Origin of the sequence: uncultured Tateyamaria sp., assembly GCF_947503415.1 — a bacterium.
Lineage (GTDB): Bacteria > Pseudomonadota > Alphaproteobacteria > Rhodobacterales > Rhodobacteraceae > Tateyamaria.
Map to the genome: position 1 here is coordinate 2,126,216 of NZ_CANNDS010000001.1, position 18,256 is coordinate 2,144,471.

An 18,256-nucleotide genomic window follows, 5' to 3' on the forward strand; every position below is an offset into this window, starting at 1 on the left:
ATGGCAAAGCTTGGAAAACGCACAGCAGCCGCCCGCGAAGCCTTCGCCGGCAAAGACAACCTGACCGTCGAAGACGCGGTCGCGTTGGTCAAAGGCAACGCCACGGCCAAGTTCGACGAGACAATCGAGATCTCGATGAACCTGGGCGTCGATCCCCGCCACGCGGACCAGATGGTGCGCGGCGTGGTTGGCCTGCCCAACGGCACCGGCAAGGACGTTCGCGTCGCTGTCTTCGCCCGCGGCCCCAAGGCCGAGGAAGCGCAAGCCGCAGGGGCCGACATCGTCGGCGCCGAGGATCTGATGGAAACCGTCCAGGGCGGCACCATCGACTTTGACCGCTGCATTGCTACACCTGACATGATGCCCATCGTTGGCCGTCTCGGTAAGGTGCTGGGCCCGCGCAACCTGATGCCGAACCCCAAGGTCGGCACCGTGACCATGGACGTCGCTGACGCCGTGAAAGCGGCCAAGGGTGGTGAAGTTCAGTTTAAGGCCGAGAAAGCCGGCGTTGTGCACGCAGGTGTTGGCAAAGCGTCCTTCGACGAAGCCAAACTGGTCGAAAACGTCCGCGCGTTCGTCGGTGCCGTGGCCAAGGCAAAGCCATCTGGCGCCAAGGGTACCTACATGATGAAAGTCTCGCTCAGCTCGACCATGGGTCCGGGCGTCAGCGTTGACGTCGAGAACGCCGTTACCGAATAATCGGGCGAAAACATGATGAGAAATGGCGCGTGCCCGTCCGGGTACGCGCCATTTTTTCGTTTTGTCCCCGCGGGGACAAGGGGTTCGGTTCGTTCACGGGATGTTCGGAAAGCCTGGAAAGTCACGCAAGATCATGGATTTGACCCAGCGCACGGTAGGTTTTGCGGATGTTAACTCGTGAACCGGTAGCCTGCCCCTTGAAGCGGGGCGGTTTCATGGGGCCGGGCGCAGATGCTGCATTTTCGGATCCAAGATGCCGACCAATGCATCGTGTCGCTGTCTCAGTCCCTTAGCTTTCGAACCCGTCACGCCGCCAGCTGTCGCCTGACATTACCGTGCCAAGCGACCCTCACCGCACCTTCATCCGGCTTTGCCCAGCGTTGCAGAGGTCACGGGTTCTATGTGCTGATCTTCCGCCACCAGAGGCGCGGGCCTGCCATAAAGGTACCCCTGCAATGTGTCGCAGCCCAGATCCGACAGGAATTTCGACTGTTCCGGCGTTTCGACACCTTCGGCGGTGATCTTCATTTTCAGACGCGAGCCCAACATGACGACAGATTCGATGATCTCGCGGGATCTTTCGGAGTTTTCGTCCAGCGCGGCGACAAAGGACCGATCAATCTTCAAGCGATCAAAGCCGTATTTCCACAAATAGCTCAGGCTGGAAAATCCAGTGCCGAAATCGTCCATCGCGATGCGGACACCCATCTCGCGCAGGGAATCGATCTGCATTTCGACAAAGGTGCTGTCCGCCAGCAACAGGGATTCCGTAATCTCAAGCTCCAGCTGATGGGCCGGGAAGTTCGCCGCGTCCAGCGCGTCGCGCACCGTATCAACCAACTCGCCACTTTCGAACTGTATCGATGACAGGTTGATCGCGAGGACCTTGTCATGACGTGCCTTGGACACTTGCTGGATCGCTGCGTGAATTGTCCACGCCCCGATCTCATCGATCAGGCCAAGGTTTTCCGCCACCGGAATGAACACGGCGGGTGGAATGAAATTGCCGTCTCCATCCGACAAGCGCAGCAGTGCTTCGTGACCGGTGACTTGTTGATCCTTGCTGGACACCAGCGGCTGGAAGTAGATTTCGAAATCGCGATCTTCCGTTGCCTGTCTGATCCGGGATTCCAGTTTGTAACGCTCCTTGAGTTCCTCACCCATTTCGTCGCCATAAATCGCGAAATTGTTCCGGCCGGAGGATTTCGCATAATACAGTGCCGTGTCTGCATTCCTGAGGATCGTCTCTACGTCGTTTCCAGGCTTGATTTCCGCCAACCCGATGCTGACCGTGCCGGCAAAACTCGCATCGTCGATATCAATCTGTTCGGCGCAGGACTTCAAAATCGTTCTGACCCTGTTTGCCGCCTGTTCGAGAGAAACACGGTGGAACCCAATGACGAATTCGTCGCCGCCGAACCTGGCGATCAAGTCTTCCTTGCGGCAGTTTTTCTGAAGAATGGACGCGATATGCGACAGAAACGCATCACCGACCGCATGCCCGTGCGTGTCGTTGATCGTTTTGAAGTGATCAAGGTCGAGGTAGCACGCCACAGACAAATTGCCCTGCTCGACATAAGCTTCGGCTTGAACCGCGAACTCGCGCCGGTTCATCAACCCCGTCAGCGGATCAAAACGGGCCAGAAACTCAGCATCTTTCCGCGACCGTTCGGCCAACACGCGTTGCAGGTAGTAAGCGAGGCTGGGCAGGATAAAAATGGCCCCGCAGAACAGCATGAGCATGAGGCCAAATGTCTGAAAGCTGTCTTTGAAATATCGGGCCGTGGCCGTCTGATCCACGTACACTTCAACCACGCCCAAAGGTTGGCCAGCCTCGTCCAGCAGTGGAACATATGCCTCGGCGTAGAGGTCGGGCCGATTGGCCTTTTGAGTGCCGTCAAACACATCGACAACCGCCGCCCCGGTTCGCGCGACCCTTTCAGGCTCTGGATCGACGACATCAGAGGTGCCCTTGTACTCTGCCGTCGACACGTCATCGGACACCAGCGACAGACGCCCGTCCGCTGTGAACAACTTGAACCTGAAGATATCGCCCAGTTCCTTGATGCTGTCTATCGCATCGGTCTGCTCTTCATTGGGCACGCCGGTTTCCACAAGGGCTTCAATATCGGGGATATGCCGTGCCATATGGGTGCCCCAATGCGTTGCTTTATCAACGGATTCTCGGAAAAGAACGTTTTCCACGGCCTTGTTCACACCAAGGCTGACGGACGCCCAAATTGCAGCAATTGCGGCAATACCAAAAATAAAAAACCGTAAGCCGAGCATTTCGTTAATCCTTCACTCGCATCAAAAGCACTGGGATGAGTGACACGATATCGGGCTTGAGGAACGGTAAATGCGGGGCCATTTGTTTCCGCAGTTTTTAGCTTCTTTGGATGTAGAAACCAATTTGGCATTGGAATGGCTGAGGATTCGACGCGTGCGGGCTTGGGAGCCTCAGTGCCCTGTCTCTATCTCCACAGCGGATTCTGCGTATACTCGCCCAACGCCATCCTGAAGGTGGTCAACGGGGGACACAGATGACGCAACCAATGACATATCCGTTTGGAGAGCAGGCTGCGCAATTTGGGCTGGACGTTCTTGAGACCGGAACGCTGGCTGAAAGCCTGGATCGCGCTGTGGAATTGTATGACACGAAGCCCGCGCTGACGACGATATTGCCAACAGGGGCAGAAACCACCGTCACATTTTCCGAGATGAAAGCCCATGCGGAGGCGTTTGCCGTGTACCTGCGCGAGGAGTTGGGTCTGGCTGCCGGTGATACGGTGGCCATCATGTCCCCCAATTGCATCGGGTTCTGTATTGCATCGCTTGGGATCGCCAAGGCCGGGTGCGTGGGCACCAATGTGAACCCCCTCTATACCCCTCACGAACTTGAGCATCAGCTGAACCACAGCAAGGCCAAGACCATCGTCATCATCGATCTGTTTGGCGACAAGCTGGACGCGGTTGTGGCGCGCACCGGGGTCACGCATGTGGTCACGCTGTCTGTGGTCGATTTCTTTCCGACATTGAAGCGGACACTGCTGAAATTCGTCCTCAAACGCGTGCGCAAGGTGATCCCGGCGATGACCACCGCCGCGACACCCATGGCCGAGGCGCTGGCCAAGGGGCGGGCGCGCTTGGCGTCTGCTGACATCCCGTCCTACACCCGCGATGTCACGCCTGCGTCGCCTGCGCTGTATCAATACACCAGTGGCACGACGGGCAGAACAAGGGCGCGGTTCTGTCGCATCAGGCCATCCTCGCCAACGCAGAGCAGGGGCGGTTGATGACAACTGGCCTGCTGCAAGAGGGCAACGAGGTCGCGCTGGTGGCCTTGCCGCTGTATCATATCACCGCGTTCAGCCTAATCTTCATCTCGGGTTTGACGGTCGGGGGGCATGGCATTCTGGCGCCCAGCCCGCGTCCACCATCAAACCTGAAGGCCGCATTCGAAAAGTACCGGATCACGTGGTTTACGGGCATCAACACGCTCTTTGCCGCCCTTATGGTGGAGCCTTGATTCGACCGGGCGCTCTTTTCCAACATCCGGTTCTGCGGCTCGGGCGGGGCAGCGCAGCAGACGGGGGTGGCGCAGAAATGGCAGGAGATGACGGGGGTCGAGATCCTGCAGGGCTACGGCATGACGGAAGTGTCGGGCATCCTGACGTTCAACCCGCCGGGCGCGAACCGGTTGGGCAAGGTGGGCGTGCCTGCACCGGGCGCCGATATACGGATCGTGGATGATGCTGGCAAGGACGTCCCCGCAGGGACACCGGGCGAGGTGATCGGGCGTAGCCCCGGCATGATGGACGGCTATCTCGACAACCCGGAGGCCACGGCAGAGGTGATCAAGGATGGGTGGTACTACTCGGGCGACATCGGCGTGATGGACGACGAAGGCTATCTGGAAATTGTGGATCGCAAGAAGGACATGATCCTCGTGTCTGGCTTCAACGTCTCGCCGAATGAGATCGAGGACGCCATCTCGACCGTGCCGGGGGTGGTGCAGGTGGGGGTCATCGGGATCGAAGACGCCAAGACCGCCGAAGCTCCCGCCGCGTTCGTGGTCCGGTCGGACGAGAGTGTTGGGGAAGAAGACATTCTGGAGGCGTGCCGAGCGCGGCTGACGAACTACAAAGTGCCCAAGGTGGTGCGCTTTGTGGACGAGGTGCCGGTGACGCTGTCGGGCAAGGTGCTGCGGCGACAATTGCGCGAGGATTATGTGGGCTGAGGCGGGTTCGTGAGGTTTGTCCCCGCGGGGACAGGCTGTTCGGTTGGGCCACGGGATGTTCATGGGTTTGTGAAAGTGGCGAGGGATCAGGAGGTTGGGCCTGCGCCCGGTGGCTTTTTGAGATTTTAATGAGTTGATTTGTAGCATTGCGCCCGAAGGCGGGCGGTTTTCGGGTTCTCGGTTTTTTGGGTGTGTAATTGCCGGAGGATGGCGGGCTGAAGCCCGCCCTGCGGCGCGTGAGGCGGACATCTTCGGACCGGTGGATGACGGTCTCAGGGTTGGTGCGGGACGCTTTGCGAGTGCTGGGTCGTCTTCCGTTTGAGCCATGTGCGGGTGAGGATGCATCGCCAGCCCGTGGGGACGGTCTGTCGATGGTTGCCATTGGAACGCCATCGGTCCGAGCAACAATGGCGACGCGCCTTCGGCTTGAACCCGGACGAGGTAACGTCTGTCGTCGGACGGAAACGGACGTTGTCAAACTGCTCTACATATGGCGAGAATGTGGGACTAACGGTGAATTGGCTGCAGTCGAACGAACGGCCGCTTCAACGAAATTTAGTCGGTTTGGCGAAGTCGTACTGCTCTTGGTCATCCTGCATGAAAATCCCATTTCCCGAGCCTTCTGATGGAAAGCGGTTGGTTTTGAGGTCCAGCCTTGCTGTCGAAATCAAAGATGGTTCATCATGAGGATCAAATCGGAATGCCATTCAGGCGCTAAAGATCGGATGATGAGATGAGGGTTTTCTTTACGGGCGGCAGCGGAAAAGCAGGCAAATGGGCGATCCGGCACCTGCTCGCGCAAGGCCATCATGTCGTGAATGTCGATCAAACTCCTTCGGGGCTCGACTGTCCAGAATTGCTGATTGACCTCTGCGACGCCGGTCAGGTCATCGGTGCCATGTCTCAGTTTGTCGAAGCCGCAGAATTGGATGCCGGTACCGGCGTTCCAACCTATGATGCTGTTGTGCATTTTGCGGCTATTCCCCGCGTCATGATCGGGACCGACGGCGAGTGCTTTCGGCAGAACACCTTGACAACCTACAATGTGATCGAGGCAGCCGTGAAACTGGGCGTGCGAAAGGTGATCTTTGCAAGCTCTGAAACAACCTATGCCATTTGCTTTGCGGACGGAGAGTTGAAACCGGATTTTGTACCAATTGATGAGACCCACCCGACCATACCCCATGACAGCTATGCTATGTCGAAGGTCTGCAATGAGATGACGGCCCGTTCCTTTCAAGCTCGGACAGGTGCCGATATTTATGGATTGCGGATCAACAACGTGATTGAGCCGCACGAGTATGCAGAGATGTTCCCGGCCTTCATCGAGAACCCAGCGCTTCGCCGCCGAAACATATTTGCGTATATCGATGCCCGGGATTTGGGGCACATGGTCGATTGCTGCCTGAAAACTGACGGTATGGGGTACGAAGTCTTCAACGTATCGAACGACGATATGTCGGTTTGTATCACATCTGATCAGGTGATCGAGCAGTTCTATCAGGGCGTCGAACTGCGCGGCGAAATGGGCCCGAACGAGACCTTTTTCTCCAACAAGAAGGCCAGAAAAATGGTAGGTTTTCAACCAAAGCACTCATGGCGGGATGCGGTGGAATAAGTCGTATCTGTTGGGCCTTTGGCCGAACTGTAACATAGGGTTTGTTTTACGACAGTTTGAATGAAGAAGCGTTTCGGTCTCTGCCATCGCGGAAGTTTAAATTCGATCGTTGACCTTATGCACTGCAATCAAAGTTCAGTACGCTTTGCGGCAATTCGTGCTTCGCGCAGCGTTCGCAAGTATGGGCTGGTCGCGGACATACATGAAGACCTTGCAATGTCCGCTTCCTGGGTACACCGCTCTCAGGTATAATTGCGGCATTGGCCCGCTCCCCAGCCACACCTCGCCCAAACCGGCTCTCACACCCTTACCCCCTTGGCATCTGGGGCCAAACCCTCTAACCACCCATTCAAGGACGTGTCTGTGATTCGGGCGCGTCCTTATTTCGTCCGAGACGGTGGGTGATTGGGATAGGCCAGTCATAATTCCTGCCCGAGGCGGGAACAGGCCTTACTTACTCAGATGCTCTGTCGAGCTTCTGGCGGCTTTGGACCCGTTTTTATCGAGGACCAAACCGCCGGAGTGATCCGGTGCAAACTGAGCCGGGGACCATCAAGGCCCCCAAATTTGGAGAAAACTGTGGATAGAGCCCAGAAAGAGAAAGTGGTCGAGGAACTCGGCCAGATCTTTGAAAGCTCTGGCGTCGTTGTGGTTGCCCACTACGCCGGTCTGACAGTTGCCGAAATGCAGGACCTGCGCGCACGTGCCCGTGACGCGGAGGCGTCTGTTCGGGTTGCCAAAAACAGGCTCGCCAAGATCGCCCTGGACGGGAAGCCATGCGAAAGCATCGCCGACTATCTGACGGGCATGACCGTTCTGACCTATTCTGAAGATCCCGTGGCGGCTGCCAAGGTGTCCGAGGACTTTGCCAAGGGCAACGACAAGTTCGTGATCCTGGGCGGGGCGATGGGTGAGAACGCGTTGGACCGGGCTGGCGTTACAGCTGTGTCGAAGATGCCTTCGCGCGAGGAGCTTATCAGCACCATCGCGGGCATGCTTGGCGCACCTGCATCGAACATCGCCGGGGCCATTGGCGCACCTGCAAGCAACATCGCCTCTATTCTCTCGACCATCGAAGAAAAGGCGGCCTAAGGCATTGTCTGATTGGCGTGTGATTGACCTCGCACGTTGGAACACAAGTAAACGGAAAGAGCTGATACAATGGCTGATCTGAAAGCACTCGCAGAAAGCATCGTGGGTCTGACCCTGCTGGAAGCACAAGAACTGAAAACAATCCTCAAAGACGAGTACGGCATCGAGCCTGCAGCCGGTGGCGCAGTCATGATGGCGGGCCCTGCTGATGCCGGTGGCGCAGCTGAGGAAGAGAAGACCGAATTCGACGTCGTTCTGAAGAACGCCGGCGCCTCCAAGATCAACGTGATCAAGGAAGTTCGCGGCATCACGGGCCTGGGCCTGAAAGAAGCCAAGGACCTGGTCGAAGCCGGTGGCAAGATCAAAGAAGGCTGCGGCAAAGACGAAGCCGAAGAGATCAAAGGCAAGCTGGAAGCAGCTGGCGCCGAGGTCGAACTGGCCTAAGTCCCGCTGGGACGGGGGCACTCTTGAGCATCAAGGGCGACAGGAATTCTTGCCGAATTCCACACCCCCACTTGAAAACGATGGGCTGGATGCGCATATCGCGCGTCCGGCCCGACCCGTCTTGGTAAGGGCTTTTCCCAAAGAAGTCTTTTCCAAGATGCGGTTTGCAAGGTCGGGAGGCTGCCGGTGGGACGGTGGCCATGAATTGACCTGAAACCCATCGTCTCACGGGTGCAGCGTGCCGGGGCCCGACGGCGCTGCAGCATCCAGAGAAACGCTGAAAGGTGACATCAGTATGGCGCAAACGTTCCTTGGCCAGAAACGTCTTCGTAAATATTATGGCAAAATCCGTGAAGTTCTGGATATGCCCAACCTCATCGAGGTGCAGAAATCCTCGTATGACCTGTTCCTGAATTCCGGTGATGAACCCACGCCCATGGACGGCGAAGGCATCATGGGTGTGTTCCAGTCGGTTTTTCCGATCAAGGACTTCAACGAGACCTCCGTGCTGGAATACGTCAAGTATGAGCTGGAAAAACCCAAATACGACGTAGAGGAATGCCAGCAGCGCGACATGACCTACAGCGCGCCGCTCAAGGTGACGCTGCGTCTGATCGTGTTTGATGTCGACGAAGACACTGGCGCCAAGTCCGTCAAGGACATCAAGGAACAAGACGTGTTCATGGGCGACATGCCCCTGATGACACCCAACGGGACGTTCATCGTGAACGGCACCGAGCGTGTGATCGTCAGCCAGATGCACCGTTCGCCCGGTGTGTTCTTTGACCATGACAAGGGCAAGACCCACTCCTCGGGCAAACTGCTGTTCGCCTGCCGCATCATCCCCTATCGCGGCAGCTGGCTGGACTTTGAGTTCGACGCCAAGGACATCGTGTTCGCCCGTATCGACCGTCGCCGCAAATTGCCGGTGACGACGCTTCTGTATGCTCTGGGTCTTGACCAGGAAAGCATCATGGACGCGTATTACAACACCGTCACCTACAAGCTGCAGAAGAACAAAGGCTGGGTCACGCCGTTCTTCCCCGAGCGTGTGCGTGGCACCCGTCCCACATATGATCTGGTTGACGCCAAGACAGGCGAAGTGATTGCCGAATCCGGCAAGAAGGTCACGCCCCGCGCCGTCAAGAAGCTGATCGACGAGGGCAATGTCACGAACCTGCTGGTCCCTTACGAGAACATCGTGGGCAAGTTTGTCGCCAAAGACATCATCAACGAAGAAAACGGCGCGATCTATGTCGAAGCCGGTGATGAGCTGACCCTGGAATACGACAAGGACGGCGATCTGATCGGCGGCACCGTCAAGGAATTGGTGGACGCAGGCATCACCGAGATCCCGGTACTGGACATCGACAACGTCAATGTCGGCCCCTACATGCGCAACACCATGGCGACCGACAAGAACATGAACCGCGAAACCGCGCTCATGGACATTTACCGCGTCATGCGTCCGGGCGAGCCGCCCACCGTTGATGCGGCATCGGCCCTGTTCGACACGCTGTTCTTTGACAGCGAGCGCTATGACCTCAGCGCCGTTGGCCGTGTGAAGATGAACATGCGTCTGGCGCTGGACGCCGAAGACACGCAGCGCACCCTGCGCCGCGAAGACATTGTGGCCTGCATCAAGGCGTTGGTGGAACTGCGCGACGGCAAGGGCGATATCGACGATATCGACCACCTTGGGAATCGTCGTGTCCGCTCCGTTGGTGAGCTGATGGAGAACCAGTACCGCGTGGGTCTCCTGCGCATGGAACGTGCGATCAAAGAGCGGATGTCGTCCGTCGAGATCGACACCGTCATGCCGCAGGACCTGATCAACGCGAAACCTGCTGCTGCCGCTGTGCGCGAGTTCTTTGGATCAAGCCAGCTGTCGCAGTTCATGGACCAAACCAACCCGCTGTCCGAAGTGACACACAAGCGTCGCCTGTCGGCGCTTGGGCCGGGTGGTCTGACCCGTGAGCGTGCAGGCTTTGAGGTGCGCGACGTGCACCCGACCCACTATGGTCGGATGTGCCCGATTGAGACGCCGGAAGGACCGAACATTGGTCTGATCAATAGCCTCGCGACCTTTGCGCGGGTGAACAAGTATGGCTTCATCGAAACACCGTACCGGGTTGTAAACGAAGGTCAGGTGACGGACGAAGTGCACTACATGTCCGCCACCGAAGAAATGCGTCACACTGTTGCGCAGGCCAACGCGACGCTGGACGAAAGCGGCAAGTTCATCAACGAGATGGTCAACACGCGCCAATCCGGAGACTACACGCTGGCGCCCGTAGATCAGGTTGACCTGATCGACGTGTCGCCCAAGCAGTTGGTCTCGGTCGCGGCATCGTTGATCCCGTTCCTTGAAAATGACGACGCCAACCGGGCCTTGATGGGCTCGAACATGCAACGTCAGGCGGTTCCACTTCTGCAAGCCGAGGCGCCGTTGGTCGGCACCGGCATCGAAGAGGTTGTGGCCCGCGATTCCGGGGCGGCCATCATGGCGAAACGTGCCGGTATCATCGACCAGGTGGACGCCACCCGGATCGTGATCCGTGCCACGCATGACCTTGAGCTGGGCGACGCAGGTGTGGACATCTACCGCATGCGCAAGTTCCAGCGTTCGAACCAGAACACCTGCATTAACCAGCGTCCGCTGGTGAAGGTGGGTGACACCGTTCAGAAGGGCGAGGTCATCGCAGATGGTCCCTCGACCGATATGGGCGAACTGGCGCTGGGCAAGAACGTGGTTGTCGCGTTCATGCCGTGGAATGGCTACAACTACGAGGACTCGATCCTGATCTCCGAGCGCGTGTCGCGCGATGACGTCTTTACCTCGATCCACATCGAGGAATTTGAAGTCGCCGCCCGAGACACCAAGCTGGGGCCAGAAGAGATCACCCGCGATATCCCGAACGTCGGTGAGGAAGCCCTGCGCAACCTCGACGAAGCGGGCATCGTGTATATCGGTGCGGACGTTGAGCCGGGCGATATTCTGGTGGGCAAGATCACACCGAAGGGCGAAAGCCCGATGACGCCGGAAGAAAAGCTGCTGCGCGCCATCTTTGGTGAGAAGGCTTCGGACGTGCGCGATACGTCGCTGCGTGTTAAACCCGGTGACTTCGGGACGGTCGTTGAGGTGCGCGTCTTTAACCGCCACGGTGTGGAAAAAGACGAACGTGCCCTGCAGATCGAGCGTGAGGAAGTTGAACGCCTTGCCCGTGACCGCGACGACGAGCTGACCATTCTGGACCGCAACATCTATGCCCGTCTGGGTGACATGCTGCTGGGTAAAGAGATCGCCAAGGGGCCGAAAGGTGTTCGGGCGGGGTCGAACGTTGACGCCGACTTGCTTGAAGCCTTCCCGCGCTCTGCCTGGTGGCAGATTGCTCTGAAAGACGAGCAGTCCGCACAGGTGGTCGAGGCCCTGAACGAGCAATACGAGGCGCAGAAGCGTGCCCTCGATGCCCGGTTCGAGGACAAGGTCGAGAAGGTCCGTCGTGGTGACGATCTGCCTCCGGGCGTGATGAAGATGGTCAAAGTGTTCGTGGCGGTGAAGCGCAAGCTGCAACCGGGCGACAAGATGGCTGGTCGTCACGGCAACAAGGGTGTGATTTCGAAAGTGGTGCCGATGGAGGACATGCCGTTCCTCGCCGATGGCACCCCGGTCGATTTCTGTCTGAACCCGCTGGGTGTGCCGTCGCGTATGAACGTGGGCCAGATCCTTGAGACACACATGGGCTGGGCCGCGCGCGGTCTGGGCGTGAATGTCGATGAGGCGCTGCAAGAGTATCGTCGGTCAGGTGACTTGACGCCGGTGCGTGAAGCGATGAGCCTGGCTTATGGCGGTGACGTCTACGAAGAGGGTCTGGCGGGTATGGACGAGGATCACCTCGTTGAAGCCGCTGGCAACGTGACACGCGGCGTTCCCATTGCCACGCCCGTCTTTGACGGTGCGAAAGAGGCGGATGTGAACGACGCGCTGGAGCGTGCCGGGTTCTCGACCTCGGGACAGTCGGTGCTGTTTGATGGTCGTACGGGGGAGCAGTTTAGCCGCCCTGTGACCGTGGGCATCAAGTACCTGCTGAAACTGCACCACCTCGTGGACGACAAGATCCACGCCCGTTCGACCGGGCCTTACTCGCTTGTTACGCAGCAGCCGCTGGGTGGTAAGGCGCAGTTCGGTGGTCAGCGCTTTGGTGAGATGGAAGTCTGGGCTCTGGAAGCCTACGGCGCAGCCTACACTCTGCAAGAGATGCTGACGGTTAAGTCGGACGACGTGGCCGGCCGGACCAAGGTCTATGAGAGCATCGTCAAGGGTGAGGATAATTTCGAAGCCGGTGTGCCGGAATCGTTCAACGTTCTCGTCAAAGAGGTCCGCGGATTGGGCCTCAACATGGAACTCCTGGATGCGGAGGAAGATGAATAGGAAATTCTGCGAATTTCCTCGGCCAAGATTTTTCGTACGAAAAATCTTGGTGCCGCTTCCACCGCATTTGCCCACTATCTGAGGTAACAAAATGAACCAGGAACTGACAAACAACCCGTTCAACCCGCTGACGCCGCCCAAGGTCTTTGACGAGATCAAGGTGTCGCTGGCGTCGCCCGAACGTATCCTTAGCTGGTCTTTTGGCGAGATCAAAAAGCCCGAGACCATCAACTACCGGACGTTCAAGCCCGAGCGTGACGGTCTGTTCTGCGCGCGTATCTTTGGCCCGATCAAGGATTACGAATGCCTGTGCGGCAAATACAAGCGCATGAAGTATCGCGGCGTTGTCTGCGAGAAATGCGGTGTGGAAGTCACGCTGCAAAAGGTGCGCCGCGAGCGTATGGGCCACATCGAGCTGGCGGCCCCTGTGGCCCACATCTGGTTCCTGAAATCGCTTCCCAGCCGTATCGGTCTGATGCTGGACATGACGCTGCGCGACCTGGAACGTGTGCTGTACTTTGAAAACTACGTTGTGACCGAACCCGGTCTGACCGACCTGTCCTATGGCCAGATGCTGTCGGAAGAAGAGTACATGGACGCGCAGGACGCGTTCGGCATGGACGCGTTCACTGCCAACATTGGTGCCGAAGCCATTCGCGAGATGCTGAGCCAGATCGATCTGGAGCAAGAGGCCGAAACCCTGCGCGCTGACCTTAAGGAAGCGACAGGCGAACTGAAGCCCAAGAAGATCATCAAGCGCCTCAAGGTGGTGGAATCCTTCCTTGAGTCCGGCAACCGGCCCGAGTGGATGGTTCTGACCGTGATCCCCGTGATCCCGCCGGAACTGCGCCCGCTGGTGCCACTGGATGGAGGCCGTTTCGCGACGTCCGACCTGAACGATCTGTATCGTCGGGTGATCAACCGGAACAATCGTCTGAAGCGCCTGATCGAACTACGCGCACCTGACATCATCGTCCGCAACGAAAAGCGGATGTTGCAGGAATCCGTCGACGCCTTGTTCGACAACGGCCGTCGCGGCCGCGTGATCACGGGGGCCAACAAGCGCCCGCTGAAATCGCTGTCCGACATGCTGAAAGGCAAGCAGGGTCGTTTCCGTCAGAACCTTTTGGGCAAGCGGGTCGACTTCTCGGGCCGTTCGGTCATCGTGACCGGGCCGGAACTGAAGCTGCACCAATGTGGTCTGCCGAAGAAGATGGCGCTCGAGCTGTTCAAGCCGTTCATCTATTCGCGGCTTGAAGCGAAGGGTTTGTCCTCGACCGTCAAGCAAGCCAAGAAGCTGGTGGAAAAAGAACGTCCCGAAGTTTGGGATATCTTGGATGAGGTCATCCGCGAACATCCTGTCATGCTGAACCGTGCGCCGACGCTGCACCGTTTGGGCATTCAGGCGTTCGAACCGGTTCTGATCGAAGGTAAGGCGATCCAGCTGCACCCGCTGGTCTGTTCGGCCTTCAACGCCGACTTCGACGGTGACCAAATGGCTGTGCACGTGCCCCTCTCGCTTGAGGCCCAACTCGAAGCGCGCGTCCTGATGATGTCGACGAACAACGTTCTGTCGCCTGCGAACGGTGCGCCGATCATCGTTCCGTCGCAGGATATGATTTTGGGCCTCTACTATGTCACGCTGGAACGCGAAGGCATGAAGGGCGAAGACATGGTCTTTGGCTCGATCGAGGAAGTGCAACACGCCCTCGACGCAGGCGTCGTGCATCTGCACACCAAGATCAAAGCACGTCTGCCCCAGATCAATGCCGAAGGGCTTGAGGTCATGGAACGGTTCGACACGACCCCCGGTCGTGTGCTGTTGGGCGCGCTTTTGCCGCTGAACAATAAGGCACCGTTTGAGTTGGTGAACCGCCTTCTGCGGAAGAAGGAAGTGCAGCAGGTCATCGACACCGTCTACCGGTATTGCGGTCAGAAAGAGTCGGTTATCTTCTGTGACCAGATCATGACCATGGGTTTCCGTCACGCGTTCAAGGCGGGCATTTCGTTCGGCAAGGACGACATGCTGATCCCTGAAACCAAGTGGACCATCGTCGATGAGACGCGCGATCAGGTGAAGGACTTCGAACAGCAGTACATGGACGGCCTGATCACCCAGGGTGAGAAGTACAACAAGGTGGTCGATGCCTGGTCGAAATGTAACGACAAGGTCACCGACGCTATGATGGGCTCGATCTCGGCAGATCGTCGGGACGAGGACGGGTCTGAAATGGAGCCGAACTCGGTCTACATGATGGCCCACTCCGGTGCCCGTGGTTCGGTTACGCAGATGAAGCAGCTGGGCGGGATGCGTGGCCTGATGGCGAAGCCGAATGGCGACATCATCGAGACGCCGATCATCTCGAACTTCAAGGAAGGTCTGACCGTTCTTGAATACTTCAACTCGACCCACGGCGCGCGGAAAGGTCTGTCGGACACCGCTCTGAAAACGGCGAACTCGGGCTACCTGACCCGCCGTCTGGTGGACGTGGCCCAGGATTGCATCGTGCGTGACAACGATTGTGGCACCGAAAACGCCATCACTGCCGAAGCGGCGGTGAATGACGGTGAAGTGGTTGCATCGCTGGCCGAACGTGTGCTGGGCCGTGTAGCTGCAGACGACGTGCTGCGTCCCGGTACGGACGAGGTGATCCTGACCCAAGGTACGCTCATTGACGAGCGGATGTCGGATGCCATCGACGAGGCCGGCGTGCAGTCCATGCGCATCCGGTCGCCCCTGACCTGTGAAGCCGAAGAGGGCGTGTGCGCGACTTGCTATGGTCGTGACCTCGCTCGCGGGACCAAGGTGAACACCGGCGAAGCCGTCGGCATCATCGCGGCTCAGTCCATCGGTGAGCCCGGCACGCAGCTGACGATGCGGACCTTCCACATCGGCGGTGTTGCGCAGGGCGGTCAGCAGTCGTTCCTTGAGGCCAGCCAAGAGGGCAGGATCGTTTTCGAGAACCCCCAGACACTGACCAACGCCGCAGGGCAGGTCATGGTCATGGGTCGGAACATGAAGATGGTCATTCAGGACGAGAATGGCGACGAGCGCGCGAACCACAAGCTGGGCTACGGCACGACCTTGTTCGTGACCGATGGTCAGGATGTGAAGCGTGGCGACAAGCTGTTCGAGTGGGACCCCTACACGCTGCCCATCATCGCGGAGAAGGCCGGTACGGCCCGTTATGTCGACCTTGTCAGCGGCCTTGCCGTGCGCGACGAGACCGACGAAGCCACTGGTATGACGCAGAAAATCGTCATCGACTGGCGGACAGCACCGAAGGGCAACGAGCTCAAGCCGGAAATCATCCTTGTGGGTGAAGACGGTGAGCCTGTGCGCAACGAGGCGGGTAACCCGATCACGTACGCGATGTCTGTGGATGCCGTTCTGTCGGTGGAAGACGGTCAGGAAGTCGCCGCCGGTGACGTTGTGGCCCGTATTCCGCGCGAAGGTGCCAAGACCAAGGACATCACCGGTGGTCTGCCCCGTGTGGCCGAACTGTTCGAAGCCCGTCGTCCCAAGGACCACGCGATCATCGCCGAAATCGATGGTTACGTGCGCTTTGGCAAGGACTACAAGAACAAGCGCCGCATTGCGATTGAGCCCAGCGACGAGACCATGGAAAAGGTCGAGTACATGGTGCCCAAGGGCAAGCACATCCCGGTGGCCGAAGGCGACTTCATCCAGAAGGGTGACTACATCATGGACGGCAACCCAGCCCCCCATGACATCCTTGCCATCATGGGCGTCGAAGCGCTTGCTGACTACATGATCAATGAGGTGCAGGAGGTTTACCGACTGCAAGGCGTGAAGATCAACGACAAGCACATCGAGGTCATCGTGCGTCAGATGCTCCAGAAATGGGAGATCGAAGACTCGGGCGACACCACGCTGCTCAAAGGCGAGCATGTGGACAAGCAAGAGTTTGACGCGGCCAACGAGAAGGCACTGTCGAAAGGCGGTCGTCCAGCCCAAGGCGGTCCGATCCTGCTTGGCATCACCAAGGCGTCGCTGCAAACGCGGTCCTTCATCTCTGCCGCGTCCTTCCAGGAAACGACGCGTGTTCTGACCGAGGCTTCGGTACAGGGCAAGAAGGACAAGCTGGTCGGTCTGAAGGAAAACGTCATCGTGGGTCGCCTTATTCCGGCGGGCACCGGTGGCGCGACCCAAGCCGTGCGCAAGATCGCAACGGACCGCGACAACGTCGTCATCGAAGCGCGTCGGGAAGAGGCCGAAGCGGCCGCTGCTCTGGCTGCACCAAGTGCCGACGATGTGGTGGGTGGCGACGTGTTCGACACGGTCATCGATCATTCGGAAGACAGCCGCGACTGATCAACGTCCATGATTTGAGATTGGAAGCCCCCGCCCGACACGGCGGGGGTTTTCGTTTGTGCCTATTGAGTGGCCGACGGATCCAGGCCTGCCGTGGAAATTGGCTTGAACCCGCGTCCTAGCGGGTGCCAGGCCAATAGGGTCAAGAGTGCCGCCCCAGCGGCTGCCACGACAAAGGGCGAGATCAGGGCGAGGTCGCGGGGCAGGGGCCCGTCGGCGATGCTGACGATCAATCCCGAGAGCAGCAAACCCACCGGCATCATGCCCCATGCGAGCAACCGGTAGATGCTGTTGACCCGGCCCAGCAGCGCGTCGGGGATGTAGCGTTGGCGGTAGGACACGGACACGGTGTTCCAGATCAGGCCGGTAAATTCGAACGCGGCCAGCACCAGCGCCAGCACATAACCGTTGGGCGCGAAGGGGATGATGGCGAAGGCCACGGCAGATGCGAGTGTCATCCACTTGGCAGCACGACCCTGACCCATGGCGCGGACCACGCGGTCAGCCACAAACCCACCCGCGATGCCACCCACGGCCCCGGCAGCGAGGATCAGGCCGTAGCCCTGTGCCCCGATGTTCAGGTTTTCCTGCACGTGCAAGATCAGTGCGATGACGACCATCTGGTGCAGCAGGTTCCAGACGCCAGTGATGACCGCAAGCACTTGCAGGAACGGCGCGGCGCGCAGGAACCCGATGCCCTCGCGCAGGTCGGTGCGCCACGAATTGCCTTGGGTGCGGGTGGGGCGGAATTGGCCCGGCAGGCTGAGCACCAGCAGGGCGGCGACGGCGAACATAGTGGCGTTGACGGCGAAGGGTGCCCAGAGGACAGCGGCGATCAGGAACGCGCCAAGGGCAGGACCGAGGAGGGAGTTGCCGACAAGTTCGACGCTCCAGAGCCTGCCGTTGGCCTGCTCCAGTTGGGCATGGGGAACCAGGGCTGGCAGCATGGTCTGGGCGGCGTTGTCGCGAAACACCTCGGCTGTGCCGACCAGCAGGGCGCAGCCCAGAAGGGCGAAGAAGAGAGCTGGATTGGCTGTGCCGTCAGAGGGCGGGGTGGGCAGGGGAATGGCTTGGTACACGAACAGGGCCGCCGCTGCGAAAGCCACGGCGCGCACCACGTCCATGCCAAGGATCAACCGCCGCCGGTCCACCCGGTCCGTGACAATCCCCGCGGGCAGGGCAAAAAGGAACCACGGCAACCGCAGCGCGATGGGCATGAGCGCAATCAGAAGCGGATCGCGGCTGAGCAGGGACGCAATCCACGCCCAGACCACCACGGCGATGCCGTCCGCGAGGTTTGTCATGCCGCTGGCCGCGATGAAGCGCGGCAGTTGATTTGGCTTGGTCATTCTGCGTCCTGATATGTGTTCTTGGACAAGCTGTAGGTGTTCAAGG

General features: G+C 58.8%; 9 protein-coding genes and 1 pseudogene. 8 read left to right on the forward strand and 2 right to left on the reverse strand.

Going from position 1 to position 18,256, the window contains the following annotated elements:
• Complete coding sequence (rplA, locus tag Q1A32_RS10505) at positions 1–699, forward strand: 50S ribosomal protein L1 (protein ID WP_299612717.1); 699 nt, start codon at positions 1–3, stop codon at positions 697–699.
• A 360-nt stretch (positions 700–1,059) separates the two neighbouring features.
• On the opposite strand, the gene Q1A32_RS10510 is transcribed toward rplA, so the two are convergent.
• Positions 1,060–2,847, reverse strand: coding sequence for an EAL domain-containing protein (locus Q1A32_RS10510; protein WP_299652489.1), 1,788 nt, complete (start codon positions 2,845–2,847; stop codon positions 1,060–1,062).
• Between the two features lie 407 nt (positions 2,848–3,254).
• On the opposite strand from Q1A32_RS10510, the pseudogene Q1A32_RS10515 reads away from it, so the two are divergent.
• The 7 genes and pseudogenes from Q1A32_RS10515 to rpoC all read left to right on the forward strand — a co-directional run.
• Positions 3,255–4,468, forward strand: a pseudogene (locus tag Q1A32_RS10515) (AMP-binding protein); the annotation flags it as partial.
• Between the two features lie 171 nt (positions 4,469–4,639).
• On the forward strand, positions 4,640–4,939 hold the full coding sequence (locus tag Q1A32_RS10520) for a hypothetical protein (RefSeq protein WP_299652876.1): 300 nt from the start codon (positions 4,640–4,642) through the stop codon (positions 4,937–4,939).
• Between the two features lie 733 nt (positions 4,940–5,672).
• Positions 5,673–6,557: an NAD(P)-dependent oxidoreductase gene (locus tag Q1A32_RS10525; RefSeq protein WP_299652491.1), complete on the forward strand. Its 885-nt coding sequence runs from the start codon at positions 5,673–5,675 to the stop codon at positions 6,555–6,557.
• Between the two features lie 579 nt (positions 6,558–7,136).
• Entirely contained in the window at positions 7,137–7,649 is a 513-nt protein-coding gene (gene rplJ / locus Q1A32_RS10530; protein WP_299612707.1) for a 50S ribosomal protein L10, read from the forward strand.
• 69 nt (positions 7,650–7,718) lie between these two features.
• Positions 7,719–8,093, forward strand: coding sequence for a 50S ribosomal protein L7/L12 (rplL, locus tag Q1A32_RS10535; RefSeq protein WP_299612704.1), 375 nt, complete (start codon positions 7,719–7,721; stop codon positions 8,091–8,093).
• A 295-nt stretch (positions 8,094–8,388) separates the two neighbouring features.
• Complete coding sequence (gene rpoB, locus Q1A32_RS10540; RefSeq protein WP_299612701.1) at positions 8,389–12,525, forward strand: DNA-directed RNA polymerase subunit beta; 4,137 nt, start codon at positions 8,389–8,391, stop codon at positions 12,523–12,525.
• A gap of 91 nt (positions 12,526–12,616) precedes the next feature.
• The gene (gene rpoC / locus Q1A32_RS10545; protein ID WP_299652493.1) at positions 12,617–16,861 is read left to right on the forward strand and encodes a DNA-directed RNA polymerase subunit beta'; all 4,245 of its coding nucleotides are present in this window, start codon (positions 12,617–12,619) and stop codon (positions 16,859–16,861) included.
• Positions 16,862–16,923: 62 nt separating this feature from the next.
• Here rpoC and Q1A32_RS10550 read toward each other — a convergent pair whose 3' ends face one another.
• Entirely contained in the window at positions 16,924–18,210 is a 1,287-nt protein-coding gene (locus tag Q1A32_RS10550; protein ID WP_299652495.1) for an MFS transporter, read from the reverse strand.
• Between the last annotated feature and the right edge of the window lie 46 nt (positions 18,211–18,256).